The sequence below is a fragment of the Pseudomonas sp. PGPR N4 genome, assembly GCF_059693665.1.
Genome location: NZ_JCAUKV010000001.1, coordinates 1,997,517 through 2,019,262 on the forward strand (window position 1 = coordinate 1,997,517; position 21,746 = coordinate 2,019,262).

Here is a 21,746-nt window from a genome sequence, read left to right on the forward strand (position 1 = left end):
CGCGGGCGCTCGGGTATACTGCGCGATCCGCCCAAACCCTTCAGGTAGCTGCCGCATGCCGACCTCCGTAGCCCCCCTCGACCTGCTCCTGGTGCCGACCTGGCTGGTGCCTGTGGAGCCAGCCGGAGTGGTACTCGAAGGGCACGCGCTGGGCCTGCGCGACGGTTTGATCGCCTGGCTCGGCCCGCGCGAGCGCGCGCCGGCGGCGCTGCAGGTGCGCGAGTTGCCCGACTGCCTGCTGTGCCCAGGCCTGATCAACGCCCACGGCCACGCCGCCATGAGTCTGTTCCGCGGCCTGGCCGACGACTTGCCGCTAATGACCTGGCTGCGTGAGCACATCTGGCCGGCCGAGGGCCGCTGGGTCGATCCGGGCTTTGTCCGCGACGGTACCGACCTGGCCATCGCCGAACAGCTCAAGGGCGGCATAACCTGCTTTGCCGACATGTACTTCTATCCGCGCGAAGCCTGCGAGCAAGTCGAGCAGAGCGGCATTCGCGCCCAGGTGGCGGTGCCGCTGCTGGACTTCCCGATACCCGGTGCAGCGACTGCGGACGACGCCCTGCATCAGGCCATCGAGCTGTTTGGCGAGTTGCGCCACCACCCGCGCATCACCGTAGCCCTCGGCCCCCACGCGCCGTATACGGTCGGTGACGAGACGCTGGAGAAGATCCGCGTGATTGCCGATCAGCTTGATGCGCCGCTGCACATGCACATCCACGAGACCGCCAGCGAAGTCGAGCAGGCCGTTGCCGAGCACGGCGAACGGCCGCTGGCTCGGCTGGCGCGGCTTGGCCTGCTGGGGCCGAGCCTGCAGGCGGTGCACATGACCCAGATCAGCGACGACGACCTGGCCCTGCTGGTAGAAAGCAACACCAGCGTGATCCACTGCCCGGAATCCAACCTGAAACTGGCCAGCGGCTTCTGCCCGGTTGAGCGTTTGTGGCAGGCCGGGGTCAATGTCGCTATAGGCACCGATGGCGCGGCCAGCAACAACGACCTCGACCTGCTCGGCGAAACCCGCACCGCCGCCCTGCTGGCGAAAGCGGTGGCCGGCTCGGCGTCGGCACTGGACGCCCATCGAGCCTTGCGCATGGCGACCCTTAATGGCGCCCGCGCCCTGGGTCTGGACACCCAGATCGGCTCGCTGGAACTGGGCAAGGCCGCCGACCTGGTGGCGTTCGACTTGTCTGGCCTGGCCCAGCAGCCGGTACACGACCCTGTGTCACAATTGATCTATGCCACCAGCCGCGACTGCGCGCGGCATGTCTGGGTTGCCGGCGAGCAGCTGCTCGAAGAGCGCCGCCTGACCCGCATGGACGAGGCAGCACTGACCGCCATGGCCCGCGCCTGGGGCGCGCGCATCGCAGGCAGGAATGACCACGCGCCAGCTGCGGCTGGCGCTTAGTGACACCTTTTATTCAAGTTTCAGAGGATCTGTTCAATGAGCAACGTCGACCACGCCGAAATCGCCAAGTTCGAGGCCCTCGCCCACCGTTGGTGGGACCGCGAAAGCGAGTTCAAGCCCCTGCATGACATCAACCCGCTGCGGGTCAACTGGATTGACGAGCGCGTCAGTCTGGCCGGCAAGAAAGTCCTCGATGTCGGCTGCGGCGGTGGCATCCTCAGCGAAGCGATGGCGCAACGCGGTGCCACCGTGACCGGCATCGACATGGGCGAAGCGCCGCTGGCGGTAGCCCGCTTGCACCAGCTCGAGTCGGGCGTCGAGGTCGAGTACCGGCAGATCACCGCTGAGGCCCTGGCCGAAGAAATGCCCGAGCAGTTCGACGTGGTCACCTGCCTTGAGATGCTCGAGCACGTGCCTGACCCATCGTCGGTGATCCGCGCCTGCTACCGCATGGTCAAGCCGGGTGGCCAGGTGTTCTTCTCGACCATCAACCGCAACCCCAAGGCCTACCTGCTGGCGATCATCGGCGCCGAGTACATCCTCAAGATGCTGCCGCGCGGCACTCATGACTTCAAGAAATTCATCCGCCCGTCCGAGCTGGGCGCCTGGAGCCGGGTTGCCGGGCTTGAAGTCAAAGACATCATCGGCCTGACCTACAACCCGCTGACCAAGCACTACAAGCTGAGCAGCGACGTCGACGTCAACTACATGATCCAGACCCTGCGCGAGGTGTGAGCATGCGTTTGCGAGCAGTACTTTTCGACATGGACGGCACGCTGCTGGACACCGCGCCTGACTTCATCGCCATCTGCCACGCGATGCTGGCCGAGCGCGGCATGGCGCCGATCGCCGACAAGCTGATCCGCGACGAGATCTCCGGCGGCGCGCGGGCGATGGTTGCCGCGACCTTTGCCATGAACCCTGAAGACGAAGGCTTCGAGGCATTGCGCCTGGAGTTTCTCGAGCGCTACCAGCGTGACTGTGCAGTGCACAGCAAGCTGTTCGAGGGCATGCCCGAGCTGCTCGACGATATCGAAAAAGGCGGCCTGATCTGGGGCGTGGTGACCAACAAGCCAGTGCGCTTCGCCGAGCCGATCATGCAGCGCCTGGGCCTGGCCGAGCGCTCTGCGCTGTTGATCTGCCCGGATCATGTCAAGAACAGCAAGCCTGACCCCGAGCCACTGATTCTGGCCTGCAAGACCCTGGATCTGGACCCGGCCAGCGTGCTGTTCGTCGGTGACGACCTGCGTGATATCGAGTCTGGGCGCGACGCCGGGACCCGTACCGCAGCGGTGCGCTATGGCTATATTCATCCGCAGGACAACCCCAACAACTGGGGTGCAGACGTGGTGGTGGACCACCCGTTGGAGCTGCGCAAGGTGCTCGACAGCGCGCTGTGCGGCTGCTGATCAATCGCTGAGGGCGCGCCCGCCGCGCCCTGGCTTGCAAAGGATAGACCTATGTTCGATTACACCGCCCGCCCCGGCCTGCTCGCTGGCCGAGTGATCATGGTGACTGGCGCCGGCCGCGGCATTGGCGCTGCGGCGGCCAAGGCCTACGCCGCGCTGGGCGCGACCGTGTTGCTGCTGGGCAAGACCGAAGCCAACCTCAATGAGGTCTATGACGAGATCGAAGCCGCTGGCCACCCGCAACCGGTGGTGATCCCGTTCAACCTGGAAACTGCCTTGGCGCACCAGTATGACGAGCTGGCAGTAATGATCGAGAACGACTTCGGTCGGCTTGACGGGCTGCTCAACAACGCTTCGATCATTGGCCCGCGCACGCCGGTGGAGCAACTCTCGGGCGACAATTTCATGCGCGTGATGCACATCAACGTGAATGCCACGTTCATGCTTACCAGCACCCTGTTGCCGCTGCTGAAGTTGTCCGAGGATGCGTCGGTGGTGTTCACCTCCAGTAGTGTCGGGCGCAAGGGCCGGGCTTACTGGGGTGCCTATGGGGTGTCGAAGTTTGCCACCGAGGGCTTGATGCAAACCCTGGCCGACGAGCTGGAAGGCGTGGCACCGGTGCGCTCCAACAGCATCAACCCGGGCGCGACCCGCACTGCCATGCGTGCGGCGGCGTATCCGAGCGAAAATCCGCAGGACAATCCGTTGCCTGAAGAAATCATGCCGGTTTACGTGTATTTGATGGGGCCGGACAGCAAGGCGGTGAATGGGCAAGCGTTCAACGCCCAGTAAAGGTAGCCCAGTCGTAACGCGGTCCCTTGTAGGAGCGGCCTTGTGTCGCGAAAGGGGCGCGCAGCGGCCCCGGCATTTTGTGGTGCTGCACAAATCCTGGGGCCGCTGCGCGCCCCTTTCGCGACACAAGGCCGCTCCTACAGGGGACCGCGCACGTAGGTAATGGCGGTCCTGTACCGTGATCAACCGGCTGCCAAGCCCAGCCGCGTACGCCCAGCCTGACGCTGCTCCAGCTGCATGCAGCGCTCGAGGAACAGGTACATGCAGTCGTAGCTCTTGCATACCGCCTTGCGCAACTCGGCGCGCAGCAACGGCGTCGGGCTCTCCCCCACCAGTGTGCAGATGATCTCCAGCGCCTCCCAAGGGTGCGCATCGTCATACTGGGCATGCATCTTCAGCCACTTCATGGCGCGCTTGCGGGTCTCTTCCGGGAAGCCCTCGGCATACGCGCCATCCGCACAGACCACCGCCGACCATTCGCCGGTAGCGCCTTCAATCGCATAGTTGGTGGCCGCCATGGCAATCGCCAGCGACTCGGTCGAGCACACCCGCCAGCACCAGTCATTCAAGCCATTAAGTTCGGCTGGCACGTCCTGCGCCTGCAGATCGCCCAAGGTCACGCCGTGGGCATGGCACCAGTGCACCCAGTAATCAGCATGGTTGAGTTCGACGCGGATATTGCGCATCAGCCAGCGCCGGGCCATGTCCTCACCAGGGTGGCGGGCAAAGCGGGTCTTGGTCAGATTGTGCGCCATGTACAGGGAAAACTGCTCAACCACTGGCCAGCCACCAATCAGGTACTGGCGAATGGTCGCTTGACGCAGTTGACCATCGCGCAGGCGCTGGTAGAACTCGTGCTCGACTACCCGGCGCTTGCTCTCGCGGCAGTCTTCGATCATTTGTTGCGCCCACTGCGGGTAGCTGGCGGGATCCATCAGCGGCCCAATCCGAACGAATGCGTCACTCACTGTCAGCTCCTTGATTCCCTGTGATTTAGCCGTCCACTCTCAGCGAAACGTCCCTGGCGCGCGCTGCAGCAAAGGCCGTGCTGCAATTCGTTGGCGTTGCAGGCTATCGCAGGTAAACACCTGCGGCCGCTCGATCAGGTAGCCCTGGGCGTAGTCCACGCCGATTTCCTGCAGGGCCTGCTCGATCAACGGCGTTTCAACAAATTCGGCAATGGTGCGTTTGCCCATGACGTGGCCGATGTGGTTGATCACCTCAACCATAGCGCGATTAATCGGATCATCCAGCATGTCTTTTACAAAACTTCCGTCGATCTTCAGGTAGTCCACCGGCAAATGCTTCAAATAAGCGAATGACGACATTCCGGCGCAGAAGTCATCCAGCGAGAATTTGCAGCCCAGCCCTTTCAATTCATTGATGAAGCGAATGGCACTGCCCAGGTTGGCAATGGCGCTGGTTTCGGTAATTTCGAAGCAAATCATCCGTGGCGGGATTTCAAACTCGCTGAACAGACGTTGCAAATAATCGAGAAATTTATCGTCGCCGATGCTCGAACCGGACAGGTTGATCGCAACCAGTGCCAACGGCCCCGGGCGCCCCTCGTTCAGGCACTGACGGATAACCTGGAACACGTTGCGCACAACCCAACGATCCAACGCGGTCATCAAGCCATAACGCTCGGCGGCGGGGATGAAGCTGTCGGGCAGAATGGTCCGCCCGCTTTCGTCGTGCAGGCGCAGCAGGATCTCGATATGCCCCGGCCCTCCCTGATCACTGAGGGCGGCAATCTCCTGAGCGTACAAGCAGAAGCGGTTTTCCTCGAGCGCCACATGCAGACGCTGAATCCAGGCCATTTCGCCAAAGCGCATGGACAGCTCGCTGTCGTCAGCGTGGTACACCTGGACCCGATTGCGGCCCTTCTCCTTGGCCATGTAGCAGGCCATGTCGGCAGCGCGCAAGGAGGCCTCAAGGGTGCCGGGCGCTTGTGCCATGCTCACCAGGCCAATGCTCACAGTGGTAATGAACGGCCGCCCCTTCCAGACAAAATGCAGGCTCTGCACCGCCTGGCGCAGTTGCTCGGCGATGCGCTCGGCTTGCTCCTGCGGACAGTTCTCGAGTAGTACCCCAAATTCGTCTCCCCCCAGCCGCGCCAGGGTGTCGCCCTCGCGCAGGCCGGACTGCAGCACCGCACAGATATGGCGCAGCAGCTCGTCACCCGCGGCGTGGCCACAGGTGTCGTTGACCAGCTTGAACTGGTCCAGATCGAGAAACATCAACGCATGCCGGCCAGGCTGACGCGCCAAGCCGTTGAGCGCCTGTTCAAGGCGGTACTCAAACTCGCGGCGGTTGGCCAGCCCGGTCAGGGCGTCATGGGTGGCCTGCCACGACAGGTTGGCGATGTACTGCCGCTCCTGGGTCATGTCATGCAGCACTAGGACGATGCCAGTGGCCTGGCCATCGCTGAGGATCGGTGAGCCCACCAGGTTGACCGAGACCGTGCTGCCATCCAGGCGCTGGATCAACCGTGCATGCTCGGCGCCGCCGCGCAGGCTGCCGGCCAGCACCTGCTCGATCAAGGTGCGCGCATCTTCGTCGCTGTGCTCGTCGAGCAGGCTGAACAGCGCCGACAACGGCAGCCCCTGAGCTGATGCAGCTTGCCAGTGGGTCAGCTGCTCGGCGGCGGCGTTCATGTAGAGGATATTGCCGTCGACGTCGGTGGTGATCACCGCATCGCCAATCGAGGCGAGGGTGATCTGCGCACGGTCCTTTTCGGCCTGCAGTGCGCTGGCAAACGCCTGGCGTTGGGACAGCAACTTGCTCGAACGGCGCCAGGCCATGGTAATGAGGAAGATCGCCGTCAGCAGGTTACTGATCAGCAACACCTTGAGCAGCACCCGTGAGCCTTCGCCCAGGGCGTCGCTGAAGGCCTTGGCGGCCGGCGTCACGCCTTCGTTGATGGTGGCGATGCGCGCCTTCCACTCATTGACCTGCTCCGGGGTCGGCTGGCCGCTGCTGAAGCTGCTGTGGATTTCAGTCGCGAGCAGGTCGAGCTGGCGCAGGTAGTCGTCGCCGATATCCCAATAGGCGATGGCCTTCTGCATGAAGCTGATGTTACGAAAGTAGCTGTAGAACCAGATGATCCGACTGACGTCTTCAGGGTGGTTGCCGCCCTGCAGGATGCCGGTGCGAGCTGCAGCGTAGTCGGGTGTGGGCTGGTCCAGCGCGATGCGCAGTTCGTGATCGCCCTGGGGCACGGCGATGGCTTGGTGAAAACGCTGCAGAAAGCGCGGTTCAGGCCGCTCGGCGTACAAATTGAGGTAATAGATGGCGTCTTTCTGCGCCTTCGACCAGAGGCTCTCGCCGGCGACATAAGCGCGCACGGCCGAAAGCGTGTACAGGCTCAGGCCGGCCAGCAAGACCTGCAGGATCACCACGGCGACAAACGGCCAGATGATACCCAGCAGCCTAGGCGCTTGATGAATATGAGTTCCCTTCATGGAGTCCCTGTCACGGCGGCAGATAAAGCACTAATCAAACCAGACAAGCAGAGCGTAGGCGAGAAACCGCTACTAGCTAGACGTTCGCATTGCAAAAAGTGCAGGATTTTCCTGCTCATGCACCGCCGCCGGCGCCAGCCACTGCTCAGGTTTGCTGCAGATGGCCGTACAACTTGGCGTAAAGCCCACCGTCAGCAATCAATTGCTGATGATCACCGTCTTCGGCCACATGCCCGCCGTCAAATACCAGGACCCGGTCGGCCTGCTTAACCGCCGAAAGCCGGTGGGCGATGATCAGCGTGGTACGGCCACTGAGAAACCGCGCCAGGGCCTGATGCAGGTTGTATTCAGTGGCGGCATCGAGGGCCGAGGTGGCTTCGTCGAGGATCACCACCTTAGGCTCTGCGAGGACCATCCGGGCAATCGCCAGGCGCTGACGCTGGCCGCCGGACAGGCGCACACCAGAGCGGCCAACGACGCTATCAAGGCCCTGCGGCAAGGCACTGATGGTGCTGTCGAGCTGGGCGATGCGCAGCGCCTGCCAACAGGCTTCGTCACTGCATTCGCGGCCCATGGTCAGGTTGGCGCGCACGCTGTCGTTGAACAAGGCCGGATGCTGCAGCACCACCGCAACGTTTTCGCGCAGGGTCTCCAGGCCAATCTCCTGCAGGCTGGCGCCGCCGAAACGAATGGTCCCGGCCTGAGCGGTGTAAAGACCCAGCAGCAACTGAACGAGGGTGCTCTTGCCGCCGCCGCTGGCGCCGACAATCGCGACCTTTTCGCCTGGCGCAATCGACAGATCGAGGTGCTCCAGCACCGGCTCGTCAGCGTAGGAGAAACGCAAGTCGCGCACCTCGATGCCAACCGTGTCGCGCCCGGCAAACGGATCGCTGGCAGCGGCGTACTGCGGCTCGTCCTCGCGCGCCAGCAGCTCGTTGAGGCGGCTCAGCGCGCCACCGGCGGCGTAGTAGGCGTATTGCAGGTTGAGCAGCTGCTCGACCGGGCCGATCATGAACCACAGGTAGCTGAACACAGCGAGCATCTGCCCGATCGACAGGTCGGAGAACAACACGGTGAGCATCGCCGCAGCGCGGAAGATGTCGATGCCGAACTGGAACAACAAGCCGCTGGCGCGCCCGCTGGCATCGCTTTTCCACTGCGAGGCCACGGCGTAGTCACGCACTTCACGGGCGCGCAGGCCAAGCCGACCGAGGAAATAACCCTGACGGTTGCCGGCGCGGATTTCCTGAATGGCATCCAGCGTCTCGGTCAGCGCCTGGGTAAAGCGGCCAGTGCTGTCGTTCTCGAGTTTCTTCAGGTGTTTGACGCGCTTGCCCAGCTGCACGGTGAAGTAGATCACCAGCGGGTTGAACAGCAAAATCAACAACGCCAACTGCCAGTGCATCCACAGCAGGATTGCCGCAGTGCCGGTCAGGGTCAGCATCGCCACCAGGAAGCGACTGAGGGTTTCGCCGACAAACTTGTCCAGGGTGTCGAGGTCAGTGACCAAGTGAGTGGCCACGGTGCCGCTGCCCAGGCTTTCGTATTCCTTGAGCGAGATACGCTTGAGGCGCTCGATCAGGCGAATCCTCAGGCGGTAGACGATGTCTTTGGCCAGGCCGGCAAACAGCTTGGCCTGAACCACGTTGAAGGCCAGCGCGCAAACCCGCAGGCAGAAGGTCACCGCGAGCATCAAGCCGATATAGCCGGTTGCCTGCTGCCAGTGGCTAGGCAGGAGATGATTCATCCACTTGAGTGCAGCGTCGCCGTGGCCCAGCAGCACCTCATCGACCAGCAGTGGCAGCAGCAACGGAATCGGCACGCTGGACAGCACCGCCAGCATCGCCACCAGGTTGGCGCCCCACAAGGCCTTGCGGTGATGCAGTGCCAGCCGGCGGATTTCTGCCCAACTCAGCCGATCAGGGGCGCCATGAGGCTTCCCCGGAACAGGGTCGGGCGACCCCGGCAGGTCAAGCACACGCGGCCTGCTGCAGCCAGCGGCCGAGCAAAGGCTGCAAGCTGGTCAGCGGCTGATAGCCGTTGGTCAGCAAGGCCAGTTGACCGTTACGTTCGGCCAGCAGGGTCGGGAAACCGGCAATACCCAGGTCTTGCACCCAGCTGAAATCAGCGGCGGTAGCACTGCGGGTTTCGCTGCGAATCAGCGCTTCAGCGAATTGCGCGCGGTCAAAGCCGGCCTGCTCGGCCAGGTCGACCAGTTGCGGCGGGCGGGTTACGTCCAGGCCTTGCTCGTAGAAACCCGCCTGAATCAGCGCCAGCAACGACCAGGCGCGTGCGGCGTCGAGTTCGCGCGCAGCAACCAGCGCACGGCAGGCCGGCTCGGTGTCATAGACAAAACCATCGGGCAGCGCGTCGTCGAATCGAAACGGCTGACCGGTGGCTTCGGCGACCGCCTGCCAATGCTCGAGGATGTAGCGCCGAGTAGAGAGATCCAAGGCGCTGCTGGCCGAGCGCAGGCCGCCCACCACCAGCCGCGTCGGCACGCCGGCATCGGCTGCCTGGGCGATGAGCGCCGCGGCCACCGGGGCGAACCCCCAGCACCAGGAGCACATCGGGTCCATCACATACAGCAGGCGTGCAGACATGCCTCAGGCCTCGGCTTTGTAGTTGAAACCAATCGGGTGTGGCTGGTTGCGCGCCTTGGCCAGTTCGATCTGTTTCTGCCGGTCGATGGCGCTGCGGCGAGTCTTCTCGCTCAGGCTGTCCCAGCAATGCGGGCAACTGACGCCTGGCGAATAATGCTCGGACGCACGCTCTTCGGCGTTGATCGGGTGGCGGCAGGCATGGCACTGGTCGTACTCGCCCTCGGTCAAGTCGTGACGCACCGTGACGCGGTTGTCGAAGACGAAGCAGTCACCATCCCACAGGCTCTCTTCCTGAGGCACTTCTTCGAAGTACTTCAGCACGCCTCCCTTGAGATGATAGACCTCCTCGAAGCCCTCACCGAGCATATAGCTGGAGGCTTTTTCACAGCGGATGCCGCCGGTGCAGAACATTGCCACCTTCTTGTGCTTGCTCGGGTCGAAGTTGGCCTTGATGTACTCGGGAAACTCGCGGAAGGTCTCGGTCTTGGGGTCGACCGCGCCCTTGAAGGTGCCGATCGCCACTTCGTAGTCGTTGCGGGTGTCGATCAACAGCACCTCAGGGTCGCTGATCAGGGCGTTCCAGTCCTTGGGCTCAACGTAGGTGCCCACCTTGTGGTTTGGGTCCACGCCAGGCACGCCAAGGGTCACGATCTCTTTTTTCAGCTTGACCTTGGTGCGGTAGAACGGCTGCTCGTCGCAGTACGACTCTTTATGATCGATGTCGACCATGCGCGGGTCGCTGCGCAACCACTGGAGCAGGCCGTCGATCCCTTCGCGGGTGCCCGAGACGGTACCGTTGATGCCTTCCAGCGCCAGCAGCAGAGTGCCTTTGACGCCGTTGTCGAGCATGGCCTTGAGCAGCGGCTCGCGCAGTTCGAGGTAGTCTTCCAGGGTGACGAATTTGTACAGCGCCGCGACGACGATAGCTTGTGACATGTAACGAGTTCTCCAGGTGGTCACCCTCGTAAGGGGCGGACCGGAATGACAGTTTGAGCGGGTGGCCTTGAAACACACATGGGAGCGGCGATGCGCTGACCCAGGCTGAAAACAGCTCGGGTCAACGCACCACCGCTCCCACGGGGATGTTGCGCAGTTTACCAGAATGCCTGGGAGGTTTCAGTGACCGCCGCCAGCACACACCGGCGATGCCGGTGCTGCGCCAACCTTGGCCCACTCCTCAGGGGTGTAGGTGTGAATGGCCAGGGCATGAATCTGCCCCATCAGATCGGCCATGGTCGCGTACACCCGCTGGTGGCGCTTGACGCTGTTGAGGCCAGCGAACTGCTCGCTGACCAGCACCGCCTTGTAGTGCGTCTCCAGCCCACGGCTGTGCATGTGGCTTTCGTCGAGCACCTCAAGGTGCACGTTGGCCAATGCCGCCAGTTGCTGTTCGATGCGTTGCTGCATGTTCATCAGCGTTGGCTCACTTCTTCGCAGGAGCGGCTTTGCCAGCGTTCGGGTCGAGCTCTTTGGTCATGTCTTCAAGCAGCTTGTTGACCACCGGTACCGCTGGCTCCAGGCTCTGCTGGGTCAGCTGGGCCGACTGCTGAGTGACCTTGGGCATTTCGCGCAGGACTTTCTTGCCCAATGGCGACTCGTAGAACTTGACCAGGTCCTGCAGCTCGCCTTCGGTGAAGGTCGCGGTGTACAGGTTGACCATCTGCGGCTTGAGCTTTTTCCAGCCAATGGCGTTGTCCAGAGCAGCGTTGGCCTTGGCCTGGTAGCTGTCGAGCACGGCTTTCTTGGAGGCTGGCGCCTTGGTCTGCTCGAAGCGCTGGGCAAACATCTGCTGCACCTGCATGTACACCGGAGTGCCCAGCTTGTCGGCATTGGCCAGGGTCAGGAACTTCTCGGCGGCTTGGTTGTGCGCAGGGGTTGCGGCAAGAACCGAACCGCTGGCGCAGGCCAGGGCGACGGCGGCACAAAGGACACGGAGACGGGTCATTGCAAATCCTTCAGGAAAGGGAGGCGAGTACCTCAGAGACGAGCATTCTGCGCCGCGCCGGGCGCTCTACTCAAGTAGCACGATGAGCGATTGAACCGCTCGGTCGAATCGGGGCCTAAACTGCGGATTCAGACGATTATGGAGTGAACGCCGCATGAGCCGTATCGAAACAGACAGCCTGGGCCCGGTCGAAGTTCCTCAGGACGCCTACTGGGGCGCGCAAACCCAGCGCTCGCTGATCAACTTCGCCATCGGCCAGGAGCGCATGCCGCTGGCCGTTTCGCACGCCTTGGCGCTGATCAAGAAGGCCGCCGCACGGGTCAACGACCGCAACGGTGACCTGCCGGCGGATATCGCCCGGCTGATCGAACAGGCCGCCGACGAAGTGCTCGATGGCCAGCTGGACGAGCAGTTCCCGTTGGTCGTGTGGCAGACCGGCAGCGGCACCCAAAGCAACATGAACGTCAATGAAGTGATCGCCGGGCGCGCCAACGAGCTGGCCGGCCAGGGCCGCGGCGGCAAGTCGCCGGTACACCCGAATGATCACGTCAACCGCTCGCAGAGCTCGAACGATTGCTTCCCCACCGCGATGAACATTGCCGCGGCGCAGGCAGTGCACGACAAGCTGCTGCCAGCGATTGCCGAGCTGTCGTCGGGGCTGGCCGAGCTGTCTGCGCGCCATCACAAACTGGTCAAGACTGGCCGCACGCACATGATGGACGCCACGCCGATCACTTTCGGCCAGGAGATCTCGGCGTTCGTCGCCCAGCTCGACTACGCCCAGCGAGCGATTCGCGCAGCGCTGCCGGCAGTTTATGAACTGGCCCAGGGCGGCACGGCTGTGGGCACCGGCCTGAACGCACCGCATGGCTTTGCCGAAGCCGTCGCCGCCGAGCTGGCGGCATTGTCCGGGCTGCCCTTCGTCACTGCGCCGAACAAGTTTGCCGCCCTGGCCGGGCATGAGCCGCTGGTCAACCTGGCCGGCGCGCTGAAATCACTCGCCGTAGCCCTGATGAAAATCGCCAACGACTTGCGCCTGTTAGGCTCCGGCCCACGTGCAGGGCTGGCCGAGGTGCGCCTGCCGGCCAACGAACCGGGCAGCTCAATCATGCCCGGCAAGGTCAACCCAACTCAGTGCGAGGCGTTGTCGATGCTCGCCTGCCAGGTGCTGGGCAACGACGTCACCATTGGCTTTGCCGCCAGCCAGGGGCATCTGCAGCTAAACGTGTACAAGCCGGTGATCATTCACAACCTGCTGCAGTCGATCAACCTGCTCGCCGACGGCTGCAGCAACTTCCAGCAGCACTGCGTGGCCGGCATCGAGCCGGATGCCGAGCAGATGGCCGAGCACCTTGAGCGTGGTTTGATGCTGGTGACTGCGCTGAACCCGCATATTGGTTATGACAAGGCGGCAGAGATTGCCAAGAAGGCTTACAGCGAAGGAACGACCTTGCGCGAAGCTGCCCTGGCGTTGCAGTACTTGACCAATGAGCAATTCGATCAGTGGGTGCGCCCGGAAAACATGTTGGCGCCTGGCGCCAAGGGCTGAGTGAGTCGGGGGCTACAAAGCAGCCCTTCGCGGGTAAACCCGCTCCCACAGGACACTGGCCAGCAGGTCAAGCTCAGTCCTCTGTGGGAGCGGGTTTACCCGCGAAGGGGTGCGCAGCGCCCCCCATCATTATTAGCGGCCAACAATCCTCAACCAACCTGCAACCGCGCACGCCGCGCTCGCCAACTGGCCAGCAGCGACGGCCCCAACGCCACCAGCGCCGAACCCAGCACTACCGTCACCGCGCCGATATAACCCAGCGCATTGATCTGTTCGGCATGCACATACTCCGGCCACAGCCACGCAGCCAGCGCTACAGCGACAAACGTCACCAAGGGCGTCAACGCCAATGTCGCACTGACCCGCGACGCCTCCCAGTGCGCCAGCGCCTCGGCGAACGCGCCGTAAGCCACCAAGGTATTCAAACAGCAGGCCAACAGCAGCCAGCCTTGCAAGGGGCTCAACTGCAGCGCCTCGAGCGGATGCACCCAGGGCGTCAGCAGCGCCGCGCACCCCAGGTAGATCACCATCATCACCTGCTGCGAATTCCATACGGTCAGCAGCTGTTTTTGGCTAAGCGCATAAAACACCCAGATGCTGGTCGCCAGCAAAATGGTCAAGACACCCGTGGTGTAGGTGCCCAACGACCCCAGCAGCTCGGCCAGGCGCTGATTGAAAAACAGCCCAAAGCCCATCAGCAGCACGACCAGACCCATGCCCTGGCCCCAACTGAAGCGCTCCCTGAATACGAATACGCTGGCCACCAACAACAGCACCGGGCCGATCTGCACCACCAGCTGGGCAGTGCCGGGGCTGAGCAGCTTGAGACCGATCAGGTACAGCACGTAGTTGCCGAGCAGGCCGAAGATGGCCAGCGCTACCAGGCCGGTACGCTTGCGGCCCAGGCCGGCAAATGGCGGCAGGCGGCGCTTGGCCGACAGCCAGATGAACAACAGACCACCGGATACCAGCAGGCGATACCAGGTCACCGTGACCGGATCCATCACCTGCAGGACCTGCTTCAACTTGATCGGCAGGATGCCCCAGAGCAGCGCGGTCAACAGTGCCAATAGCAGGCCATGGACCCAGCGTCCGGAAGTGGTGTGCATAACGTCCTCGATCAAAGCCCGTGGTGGGGGTGATTGCAGTCTAAGGGCTTGGCGGGTGTGACAGGTCTAAAATGACTGGAAAAAAATGCATCAGGTCATTCCCTGGCGGCATGCCTACCTGCTGCGCGCTGGGCGCGACGCCGCAGGCAGGCCGTTTGCGGTTACTTCTTGTGCTTGGCGAAGGCTGCTTCCAACGCCTCGTTGATGGTGCGCAGGACCTTGACCCGCGCCCAGCGCTTGTCATTGGCCTCGACCAGCGTCCAGGGTGCAATCTCGGTGCTGGTGCGGTCGACCATATCGCTGACAGCTTCGGTATAGACGTCCCATTTTTCGCGGTTGCGCCAGTCATCTTCGGTGATCTTGTAGCGTTTGAAGGGTATTTGCTCGCGCTCTTCAAAGCGCTCCAATTGGGTCTGCTGATCGATCGCCAACCAGAACTTGACCACTACCACGCCGGCGTTGCTCAGTTGCTCTTCAAAGTCATTGATTTCACCGTAGGCGCGCATCCAGTCGGCAGGCGTGCAAAAACCCTCCACCCGCTCCACCAGCACCCGGCCATACCACGAACGGTCGAAGATGGTGAACTTGCCGCGCGCCGGCACATGCCGCCAGAACCGCCACAGATAAGGCTGGGCGCGCTCGTCTTCAGTGGGTGCGGCAATCGGCACGATGCGGTACTGGCGTGGGTCGAGCGCAGCGGCCACACGGCGGATCGCGCCGCCCTTGCCGGCCGCATCGTTGCCTTCGAACACCGCGACCAGAGCATGCTTGCGCATGTGTTTGTGACGCAGCAAACCGGCCAGGCGCGCTTGTTCGCTGACCAGTTGCTGCTCGTAGTCCTTCTTGTCCAGGCGCTGGCTCAAATCCAGCGCGTTGATCAGGTTGAGGTCGTCGATGCTGCGGCCCAGCGGGGCGACGTTGCCCTTGTGCTTGGCCTTGGGGTCCACGGCCAGCGCGGCCTGCATGCTCTCCAGCAGGATCTGGCCGACGGCCAGGCTGCGGTAATGCGGGTCGGCGCCTTCGATCACGTGCCAGGGCGCATAGTCGCGGCTGGTGCGGCGCAGCACGCGCTCGCCGAAGCGCACGAAGCGGTCGTAGGTCTGCGACTGTTGCCAGTCCAACGGGCTGATCCGCCAGCTGTGCAGCGGGTCGTCGCGCAGGGTCTTGAGGCGCACCTTCATCTGCTTCTTGGACAAGTGAAACCAGAACTTGATGATCAACGCGCCTTCATCGCAGAGCATCTGTTCCAGCCGCTCGGCGCCGGCAATCGCTTGATCGAGCACGGCGTCCTTGAATTGGCCATGCACCCGGCCTTGCAGCATCTGGCTGTACCAGTTGCCGAAAAACACCCCCATCCGGCCCTTCGGTGGCAGCGCCCGCCAATAGCGCCAGGCGGGCGGCCGGGCCAGTTCTTCGTCGGTCTGCTGGTCGAAGGTCAGCACGTCGATCAGGCGCGGATCCATCCATTCGTTGAGCAACTTGACCGTCTCACCCTTGCCGGCGCCTTCGATGCCATTGATGAGGATGATCACCGGTAGGCGAGACTGCTGCTTGAGCTCGTACTGAGCGTCGAGCAGCGCCTCGCGCAGCGCCGGCACTGCAGCATCAAAGGTGTCCTTGTCGATGTGGTGACCGATTTGCGCAGATTCGAACATGCTGGCGTGGCTCCTTCATTGGAATGACAAGACTAGCGGATCGGCAGCGATTTATGCGCTTGCGTGCAGCCTAAGACCTGCGCAATGGCTTAAAATCCCGCTTCCGCTGCCGCCGAGCCGACCATGCCAGACCCTACCCTCCCCCAGCACGCCCAGATTGACTGGGACGATCAGGGCCGCCCGCACTCGCGGCAATACGACGACGTGTACTTCTCCACCACTGAAGGCAGCCTCGAAACCCAATACGTGTTCATCGAAGGCAACCGCCTGCGCCAGCGCTTTGCCGAGCTGCCAGCCGATGGCTGCCTGGTGATCGGCGAGACCGGGTTTGGCACCGGGATGAACTTCTACTGCGCCTGGCAGCTGTTTGCCGAGCAGGCCACGGGCGGCGCCCGCCTGCATTTCGTCAGCGTCGAAAAGTACCCGTTGAGCCTTGCCGACCTGAGCCGCGCCGTTAAGCTGTGGCCGGAGCTGGCGGCTTACTGGCAGCCGCTGCTGGACCAGTACGTGGCAGTGCATCCGGGCTTTCAGCAGTTCAGTTTCGACGGCGGCCGGGTGACCCTGACCTTGCTGATCGGTGATGTACTCGAGCAACTGCCGCTGCTCGATGCGCGCATCGACGCATGGTTCCTCGACGGTTTCGCGCCGGCGAAAAACCCCGACATGTGGACCCCCGAGCTGTTCGCGCAACTGGCGCGGCTGTCGCATGCAGGCACCAGCATCGGCACCTTCACCACCACCGGCTGGGTCCGCCGGAGCCTGATCGAGGCCGGCTTCAGCATGAAGAAGGTGCCTGGGCTGGGCACCAAGTGGGAGGTGATGCACGGCCACTACAGCGGCCAGCCGGCGGTGACCGCCACGGCACCGTGGTACGCCCGCCCAACAGCCACCAGCGGCCCGCGCCAGGCGCTGGTGATCGGCGCCGGGCTGGCTGGCAGCGCCAGCGCCGCCAGCCTGGCCACACGAGGTTGGCAGGTCACTGTGCTGGAGCGCCATGCTGCGCCTGCACAGGAAGCCTCGGGCAACCCGCAAGGCGTGCTGTATTTGAAGCTGTCTGCCCATGGCACAGCGCTGTCGCAGATGATCGTCGCCGGCTTCGGCTACACCCGCCGTTATCTGGAGCGCATGCAGCGCGGACGCGACTGGGATGCTTGCGGCGTGCTGCAACTGGCCTTCGATGACAAGGAAGCCGCGCGTCAGGCCAAGCTCGCTGGCGCCTTCGACAGCAGCCTGCTGCGCCCGCTGAGCCAGCTCGAGGCCGAGCAGGTGGCAGGGGTCAGCCTGGCCAGTGGCGGCCTGTTTTATCCACAGGGTGGCTGGGTGCACCCGCCGGCGCTGTGCGCTGCGCAATTGCAGCACCCGCGCATTGAAGTAAAGGTGCATCAGGAAGTGCTCGAGCTGCGCCAGGTCGATGGCCTCTGGCAAGCCTGGACGGGCGCGCGTCTGCTGGCCACTGCGCCGGTGGTGGTGCTGGCCGGCGCGGCCGACGTGCGCGCTTTTGCGCCGTGCGCCGAGCTGCCGCTCAAACGCATCCGTGGGCAGATCACCCGCTTGCCGGCCACTGCCGAGAGCCGTGCATTGAGCACAGTGGTCTGTGCTGAAGGCTATGTGGCGCCGGTGCGTGAAGACGAACACACGCTTGGCGCCAGCTTTGACTTCCACAGCGACGACCTGACCCCGACCGTGGCCGAGCACCAAGGCAACCTCGAGCTGCTTGAAGAAATCTCTACCGACCTCGGTCAACGTCTGCAGCTGGCCACACTGGACCCGGCACTGCTGCAAGGGCGCGCGGCGTTTCGCTGCACCAGCCCGGACTATCTGCCGATCGTCGGGCCGATTGCTGACGCTCAAGGCTTCAACGAGGCCTATGCCATGTTGCGCAAGGATGCTCGGCAATTGCCTGCAGTCGATTGCCCGTGGCTGGATGGCCTGTATGTAAACACCGGGCATGGCTCGCGAGGCCTGATCACCGCCCCGCTCAGCGGTGAGTTGCTGGCGGCCTGGATCTGTGGCGAACCCTTGCCGGTGCCGCGGTCGGTAGCTGAAGCGTGCCACCCGAATCGCTTTGCATTACGCGCCCTGATTCGCGGCAAGGCCTGAGCAACGGGCTGCTTGCAGCCCACCGACCATTCATCCCTTATAACCGATTGATATAAAACTCTCAGAAACCGCTCCGGTCACTACCTAAGTGCCCGTCATCCGGCGAGGCACCTTCCCCAACGGCAAAACCGGTAAGGACTTATGTGCGGATTAGCTGGAGAGTTACGTTTTACCCCGATCAATCAGGCCCCGCGCCCCGCGGATCTGGCTGCGGTTGAGCGCATCACCCACCATCTGGCCCCACGCGGCCCGGATGCCTGGGGCTTCCATAGCCAAGGGCCGATTGCCCTCGGCCATCGGCGCTTGAAGATCATGGACTTGTCCGACGGCTCGGCGCAGCCGATGGTCGACAACAACCTCGGCCTGTCGCTGGCGTTCAACGGCGCCATCTACAACTTCCCGGAACTGCGCCAGGAGCTGCTCGACCTGGGTTATACGTTCTGGTCCGACGGCGACACCGAAGTGCTGCTCAAGGGCTATCACGCCTGGGGCGCCGCGCTGCTGCCCAAGCTCAACGGCATGTTCGCGCTGGCCATTTGGGAGCGCGACACCCAGCGCCTGTTCCTGGCCCGTGACCGCCTTGGCGTGAAGCCGCTGTACCTGTCGCGCAACGGTGAGCGCCTGCGCTTTGCCTCGACCCTGCCGGCACTGCTCAAAGGCGGCGATATCGACCCGGTGATCGACCCGGTCGCACTCAATCACTACCTCAACTTCCACGCTGTGGTGCCGGCGCCGCGCACCTTGCTGGCCAATGTGCAAAAGCTCGAACCTGGCACCTGGATGCGTGTCGACCGCCACGGCGAAGTCGAACGTCAGACCTGGTGGCAGCTCAAGTACGGGCCGAATGCCGACGAGCAGAAGCTCGACCTGGAGGATTGGACCACCCGCGTCCTCGATGCCACCCGCGATGCTGTGGCGATTCGCCAACGCGCTGCGGTGGATGTCGGTGTACTGCTGTCAGGTGGTGTCGATTCGAGCCTGTTGGTCGGTCTGCTGCGCGACGTTGGCGTGGACGATCTGTCGACCTTCTCGATCGGCTTCCAGGATGCTGGCGGCGAGCGCGGCGACGAGTTCGAATTTTCCGACCTGATCGCCCGTCACTATGGCACTCGTCACCACCAACTGCGCATCGATGAACACGAAATCATCGACCAGTTGCCGGCGGCGTTCCGCGCCATGAGCGAACCGATGGTCAGCCACGACTGCATCGCTTTCTATCTGCTATCGCGTGAAGTCGCCAAGCACTGCAAGGGCGTACAGAGCGGCCAGGGTGCCGATGAGCTGTTTGCCGGTTACCACTGGTACCCGCAGGTCGATGGCGCAGCGGACCCGTACTCGGCCTACCGCGATGCGTTCTTTGACCGCAGCCATGCCGAATACCGCGAGACGGTGCAAGCACCGTGGCTGCTGGACAACGACGCAGCCGGTGATTTTGTTCGCGAGCATTTCGCCCGCCCTGGCGCGGCCGATGCGGTAGACAAAGCGTTGCGTCTGGACAGCACGGTGATGCTGGTCGATGACCCGGTCAAACGCGTCGACAACATGACCATGGCCTGGGGCCTGGAGGCGCGCACGCCGTTCCTCGATTATCGCCTGGCGGAACTCTCGGCGCGGATCCCGGCACGCTTCAAGCTGCCCGATGGCGGCAAGCAGGTGCTCAAATCGGCCGCACGTCGGGTCATCCCGCATGAGGTGATCGACCGCAAGAAGGGTTACTTCCCGGTCCCTGGCCTCAAGCACCTGGAAGGCGCCACCCTGGGTTGGGTGCGCGACCTGCTGACCGACCCAAGCCAGGACCGTGGCCTGTTCAACCCGGCCATGATCGACAAGCTGCTGAGCAATCCGCATGGCCAGTTGACCCCACTGCGCGGCTCCAAGCTGTGGCAGTTGGCGGCACTGAACCTGTGGCTCAGTGAACAAGGAATCTGATCGATGAAAGCCCACGAAACAGCCTACGGCCAGCGCTTGCTGCGCGGCCAGGCCCCCTCCTACGCGCGGCTGCAGGCGCGCCTGGCCGAAGACGGCAGCGAGCCGCACGACCAGCCGCGAGCAGTCCACTGCGGCTGGGGCCGGCTGCTGATCGGCCATACCTACCCGGACCCCAGCTGCCTGGCACAGGCGCTGCTGGAAGAAGCCGCCGGTGAACGCGACATTGCCCTCTACGTGGCGGCGCCGCATCAGGTACTGGCGCACGCTCCGCAACAGCTGTTTCTCGACCCCTCGGACACCCTGCGCCTGTGGTTCAGCGACTACCGCCCGGCGCAGCGGGTGTTCCGCGGTTTTCGTATTCGCCGGGCACAGAGCGAAAGCGACTGGCAGGCGATCAATGCACTGTACCAGGCGCGCGGCATGCTCCCGGTCAACGCCGAGCTGCTCACCCCGCGCCATCAAGGCGGGCCGGTGTACTGGCTGGCCGAGGATGAAGACACCCATGCTGTGATCGGCAGCGTGATGGGCCTCAATCACAGCAAGTCGTTCGATGACCCCGAGCATGGCAGCAGCCTCTGGTGCCTGGCCGTCGACCCGCGCTGCAGCCGGCCTGGAGTTGGCGAGGTGCTGGTACGGCATTTGATCGAGCACTTCATGAGCCGCGAGCTGGCCTATCTGGATTTGTCGGTGATGCATGACAACCGCCAGGCCAAGCGCCTTTATGAAAAGCTCGGCTTTCGCAACTTGCCGACCTTTGCCGTCAAGCGCAAGAACGGCATCAACCAGACCTTGTTCCTCGGGCCTGGGCCTGAGGCCGAGCTCAACCCGTACGCGCGCATCATTGTTGACGAAGCCCACCGCCGCGGCATCGAAGTGCAGGTCGACGACGCCAAGGCCGGCTTGTTCACCCTCAGCCTGGGCGGGCGCCGGGTACGCTGCCGCGAGTCGCTCAGCGACCTCACCAGCGCCGTCAGCATGACCCTCTGCCAGGACAAGCGCCTGACCCAGCACGCGCTGGAAAAGGCCGGGCTGAAGGTGCCGGTGCAACAGCTGGCGGGCAATGCCGACGACAACCTGGCGTTTCTGGAAGAGCACGGCGCGGTAGTGGTCAAGCCGGTCGATGGCGAGCAAGGCCAGGGGGTAGCGGTCAATCTGACCACGCTTGAGGAGGTTTCCCAGGCCGTCGCACACGCCCAGCGTTTTGATAGCCGTGTACTGCTCGAGAGCTTCCATCCGGGGTATGACCTGCGCATCGTGGTCATTGGCCACGAAGTGGTGGCCGCAGCCATTCGCCACCCGGCACAGGTTATCGGTGACGGTACGCACAGCGTCAAGGCGCTGATCGAAGCCCAGAGCCGCCGCCGCGAGGCTGCCACGGCCGGCGAAAGCCGCATCCCCATGGACGAAGAAACCGAGCGCACCGTGCGTGCGGCAGGTTATGAGTACGGCGATATTCTGCCGGCAGGCGAGCGCCTGGCGGTACGCCGTGCGGCTAATCTGCACACCGGCGGCATTCTTGAAGATGTCACCGAACGTTTGCATCCGGCCCTGGCCGATGCCGCCGTGCGCGCGGCGCGGGCGCTGGATATTCCAGTGGTCGGCCTGGACTTCATGGTGGGCGATGCCAGCCAGCCCGACTACGTGATCATCGAAGCCAACGAGCGCGTTGGCCTGGCCAACCATGAACCGCAACCCACGGCCGAGCGCTTTGTCGATCTGCTGTTTCCGCACAGCCGGGCGCCAGCCTGAATCACCCAGGGGGCCTGCGCGGTAACCGCGTCAGGCC

General features: G+C 63.5%; 17 protein-coding genes. 8 read left to right on the forward strand and 9 right to left on the reverse strand.

What is annotated here, in order from left to right; all coding sequences use genetic code 11:
* Positions 1–55 precede the first annotated feature (55 nt).
* From AC58X1_RS08950 to AC58X1_RS08965, 4 genes are read left to right on the forward strand one after another with little or no spacing between them, the layout of a single operon-like run.
* Complete coding sequence (locus AC58X1_RS08950; RefSeq protein WP_497428715.1) at positions 56–1,405, forward strand: TRZ/ATZ family hydrolase; 1,350 nt, start codon at positions 56–58, stop codon at positions 1,403–1,405.
* Between the two features lie 36 nt (positions 1,406–1,441).
* The gene (gene ubiG / locus AC58X1_RS08955; protein ID WP_101321657.1) at positions 1,442–2,140 is read left to right on the forward strand and encodes a bifunctional 2-polyprenyl-6-hydroxyphenol methylase/3-demethylubiquinol 3-O-methyltransferase UbiG; all 699 of its coding nucleotides are present in this window, start codon (positions 1,442–1,444) and stop codon (positions 2,138–2,140) included.
* 2 nt (positions 2,141–2,142) lie between these two features.
* Entirely contained in the window at positions 2,143–2,814 is a 672-nt protein-coding gene (mupP, locus tag AC58X1_RS08960; RefSeq protein WP_497428716.1) for an N-acetylmuramic acid 6-phosphate phosphatase MupP, read from the forward strand.
* A gap of 51 nt (positions 2,815–2,865) precedes the next feature.
* Positions 2,866–3,606: a YciK family oxidoreductase gene (locus AC58X1_RS08965; protein ID WP_101321659.1), complete on the forward strand. Its 741-nt coding sequence runs from the start codon at positions 2,866–2,868 to the stop codon at positions 3,604–3,606.
* A 182-nt stretch (positions 3,607–3,788) separates the two neighbouring features.
* Here AC58X1_RS08965 and AC58X1_RS08970 read toward each other — a convergent pair whose 3' ends face one another.
* The 7 genes from AC58X1_RS08970 to AC58X1_RS09000 all read right to left on the reverse strand — a co-directional run bounded on the left by AC58X1_RS08970 (position 3,789) and on the right by AC58X1_RS09000 (position 11,618).
* Positions 3,789–4,574: an iron-containing redox enzyme family protein gene (locus tag AC58X1_RS08970; RefSeq protein ID WP_150573786.1), complete on the reverse strand. Its 786-nt coding sequence runs from the start codon at positions 4,572–4,574 to the stop codon at positions 3,789–3,791.
* Positions 4,575–4,613: 39 nt separating this feature from the next.
* On the reverse strand, positions 4,614–7,070 hold the full coding sequence (locus AC58X1_RS08975) for an EAL domain-containing protein (RefSeq protein ID WP_101321661.1): 2,457 nt from the start codon (positions 7,068–7,070) through the stop codon (positions 4,614–4,616).
* A gap of 145 nt (positions 7,071–7,215) precedes the next feature.
* On the reverse strand, positions 7,216–9,048 hold the full coding sequence (locus AC58X1_RS08980) for an ABC transporter ATP-binding protein (protein ID WP_150571406.1): 1,833 nt from the start codon (positions 9,046–9,048) through the stop codon (positions 7,216–7,218).
* Entirely contained in the window at positions 9,041–9,673 is a 633-nt protein-coding gene (locus tag AC58X1_RS08985; RefSeq protein ID WP_497428717.1) for a DsbA family protein, read from the reverse strand. The genes AC58X1_RS08980 and AC58X1_RS08985 overlap by 8 nt, the downstream gene beginning before the upstream one ends.
* Before the next feature lie 3 nt (positions 9,674–9,676).
* Positions 9,677–10,609, reverse strand: a complete 933-nt coding sequence (gene trhO / locus AC58X1_RS08990; RefSeq protein WP_101321664.1) for an oxygen-dependent tRNA uridine(34) hydroxylase TrhO — start codon at positions 10,607–10,609, stop codon at positions 9,677–9,679.
* Between the two features lie 180 nt (positions 10,610–10,789).
* Positions 10,790–11,086 carry a BolA family protein gene (locus tag AC58X1_RS08995; RefSeq protein ID WP_101321665.1) on the reverse strand — a complete coding sequence of 99 codons (297 nt, stop codon included), beginning with the start codon at positions 11,084–11,086 and terminating at the stop codon, positions 10,790–10,792.
* A gap of 10 nt (positions 11,087–11,096) precedes the next feature.
* Positions 11,097–11,618, reverse strand: coding sequence for a DUF2059 domain-containing protein (locus AC58X1_RS09000; protein ID WP_101321666.1), 522 nt, complete (start codon positions 11,616–11,618; stop codon positions 11,097–11,099).
* A 154-nt stretch (positions 11,619–11,772) separates the two neighbouring features.
* Here AC58X1_RS09000 and AC58X1_RS09005 point away from each other — a divergent pair, with 154 nt between their 5' ends.
* On the forward strand, positions 11,773–13,167 hold the full coding sequence (locus AC58X1_RS09005; RefSeq protein ID WP_101321667.1) for a class II fumarate hydratase: 1,395 nt from the start codon (positions 11,773–11,775) through the stop codon (positions 13,165–13,167).
* 149 nt (positions 13,168–13,316) lie between these two features.
* On the opposite strand, the gene AC58X1_RS09010 is transcribed toward AC58X1_RS09005, so the two are convergent.
* Positions 13,317–14,276: a DMT family transporter gene (locus AC58X1_RS09010; protein ID WP_150570905.1), complete on the reverse strand. Its 960-nt coding sequence runs from the start codon at positions 14,274–14,276 to the stop codon at positions 13,317–13,319.
* Between the two features lie 161 nt (positions 14,277–14,437).
* Positions 14,438–15,931 carry a polyphosphate:AMP phosphotransferase gene (pap, locus tag AC58X1_RS09015; protein WP_401181997.1) on the reverse strand — a complete coding sequence of 498 codons (1,494 nt, stop codon included), beginning with the start codon at positions 15,929–15,931 and terminating at the stop codon, positions 14,438–14,440.
* A 123-nt stretch (positions 15,932–16,054) separates the two neighbouring features.
* Here pap and mnmC point away from each other — a divergent pair, with 123 nt between their 5' ends.
* The 3 genes from mnmC (at position 16,055) to ngg (ending at position 21,709) form a co-directional block, all read left to right on the forward strand.
* On the forward strand, positions 16,055–18,031 hold the full coding sequence (gene mnmC / locus AC58X1_RS09020) for a bifunctional tRNA (5-methylaminomethyl-2-thiouridine)(34)-methyltransferase MnmC2/FAD-dependent 5-carboxymethylaminomethyl-2-thiouridine(34) oxidoreductase MnmC1 (protein ID WP_497428718.1): 1,977 nt from the start codon (positions 16,055–16,057) through the stop codon (positions 18,029–18,031).
* A 141-nt stretch (positions 18,032–18,172) separates the two neighbouring features.
* Positions 18,173–19,960 carry an N-acetylglutaminylglutamine amidotransferase gene (locus tag AC58X1_RS09025; protein WP_103438222.1) on the forward strand — a complete coding sequence of 596 codons (1,788 nt, stop codon included), beginning with the start codon at positions 18,173–18,175 and terminating at the stop codon, positions 19,958–19,960.
* A gap of 3 nt (positions 19,961–19,963) precedes the next feature.
* Positions 19,964–21,709: an N-acetylglutaminylglutamine synthetase gene (gene ngg, locus AC58X1_RS09030; RefSeq protein ID WP_497428719.1), complete on the forward strand. Its 1,746-nt coding sequence runs from the start codon at positions 19,964–19,966 to the stop codon at positions 21,707–21,709.
* Positions 21,710–21,746: the final 37 nt, after the last annotated feature.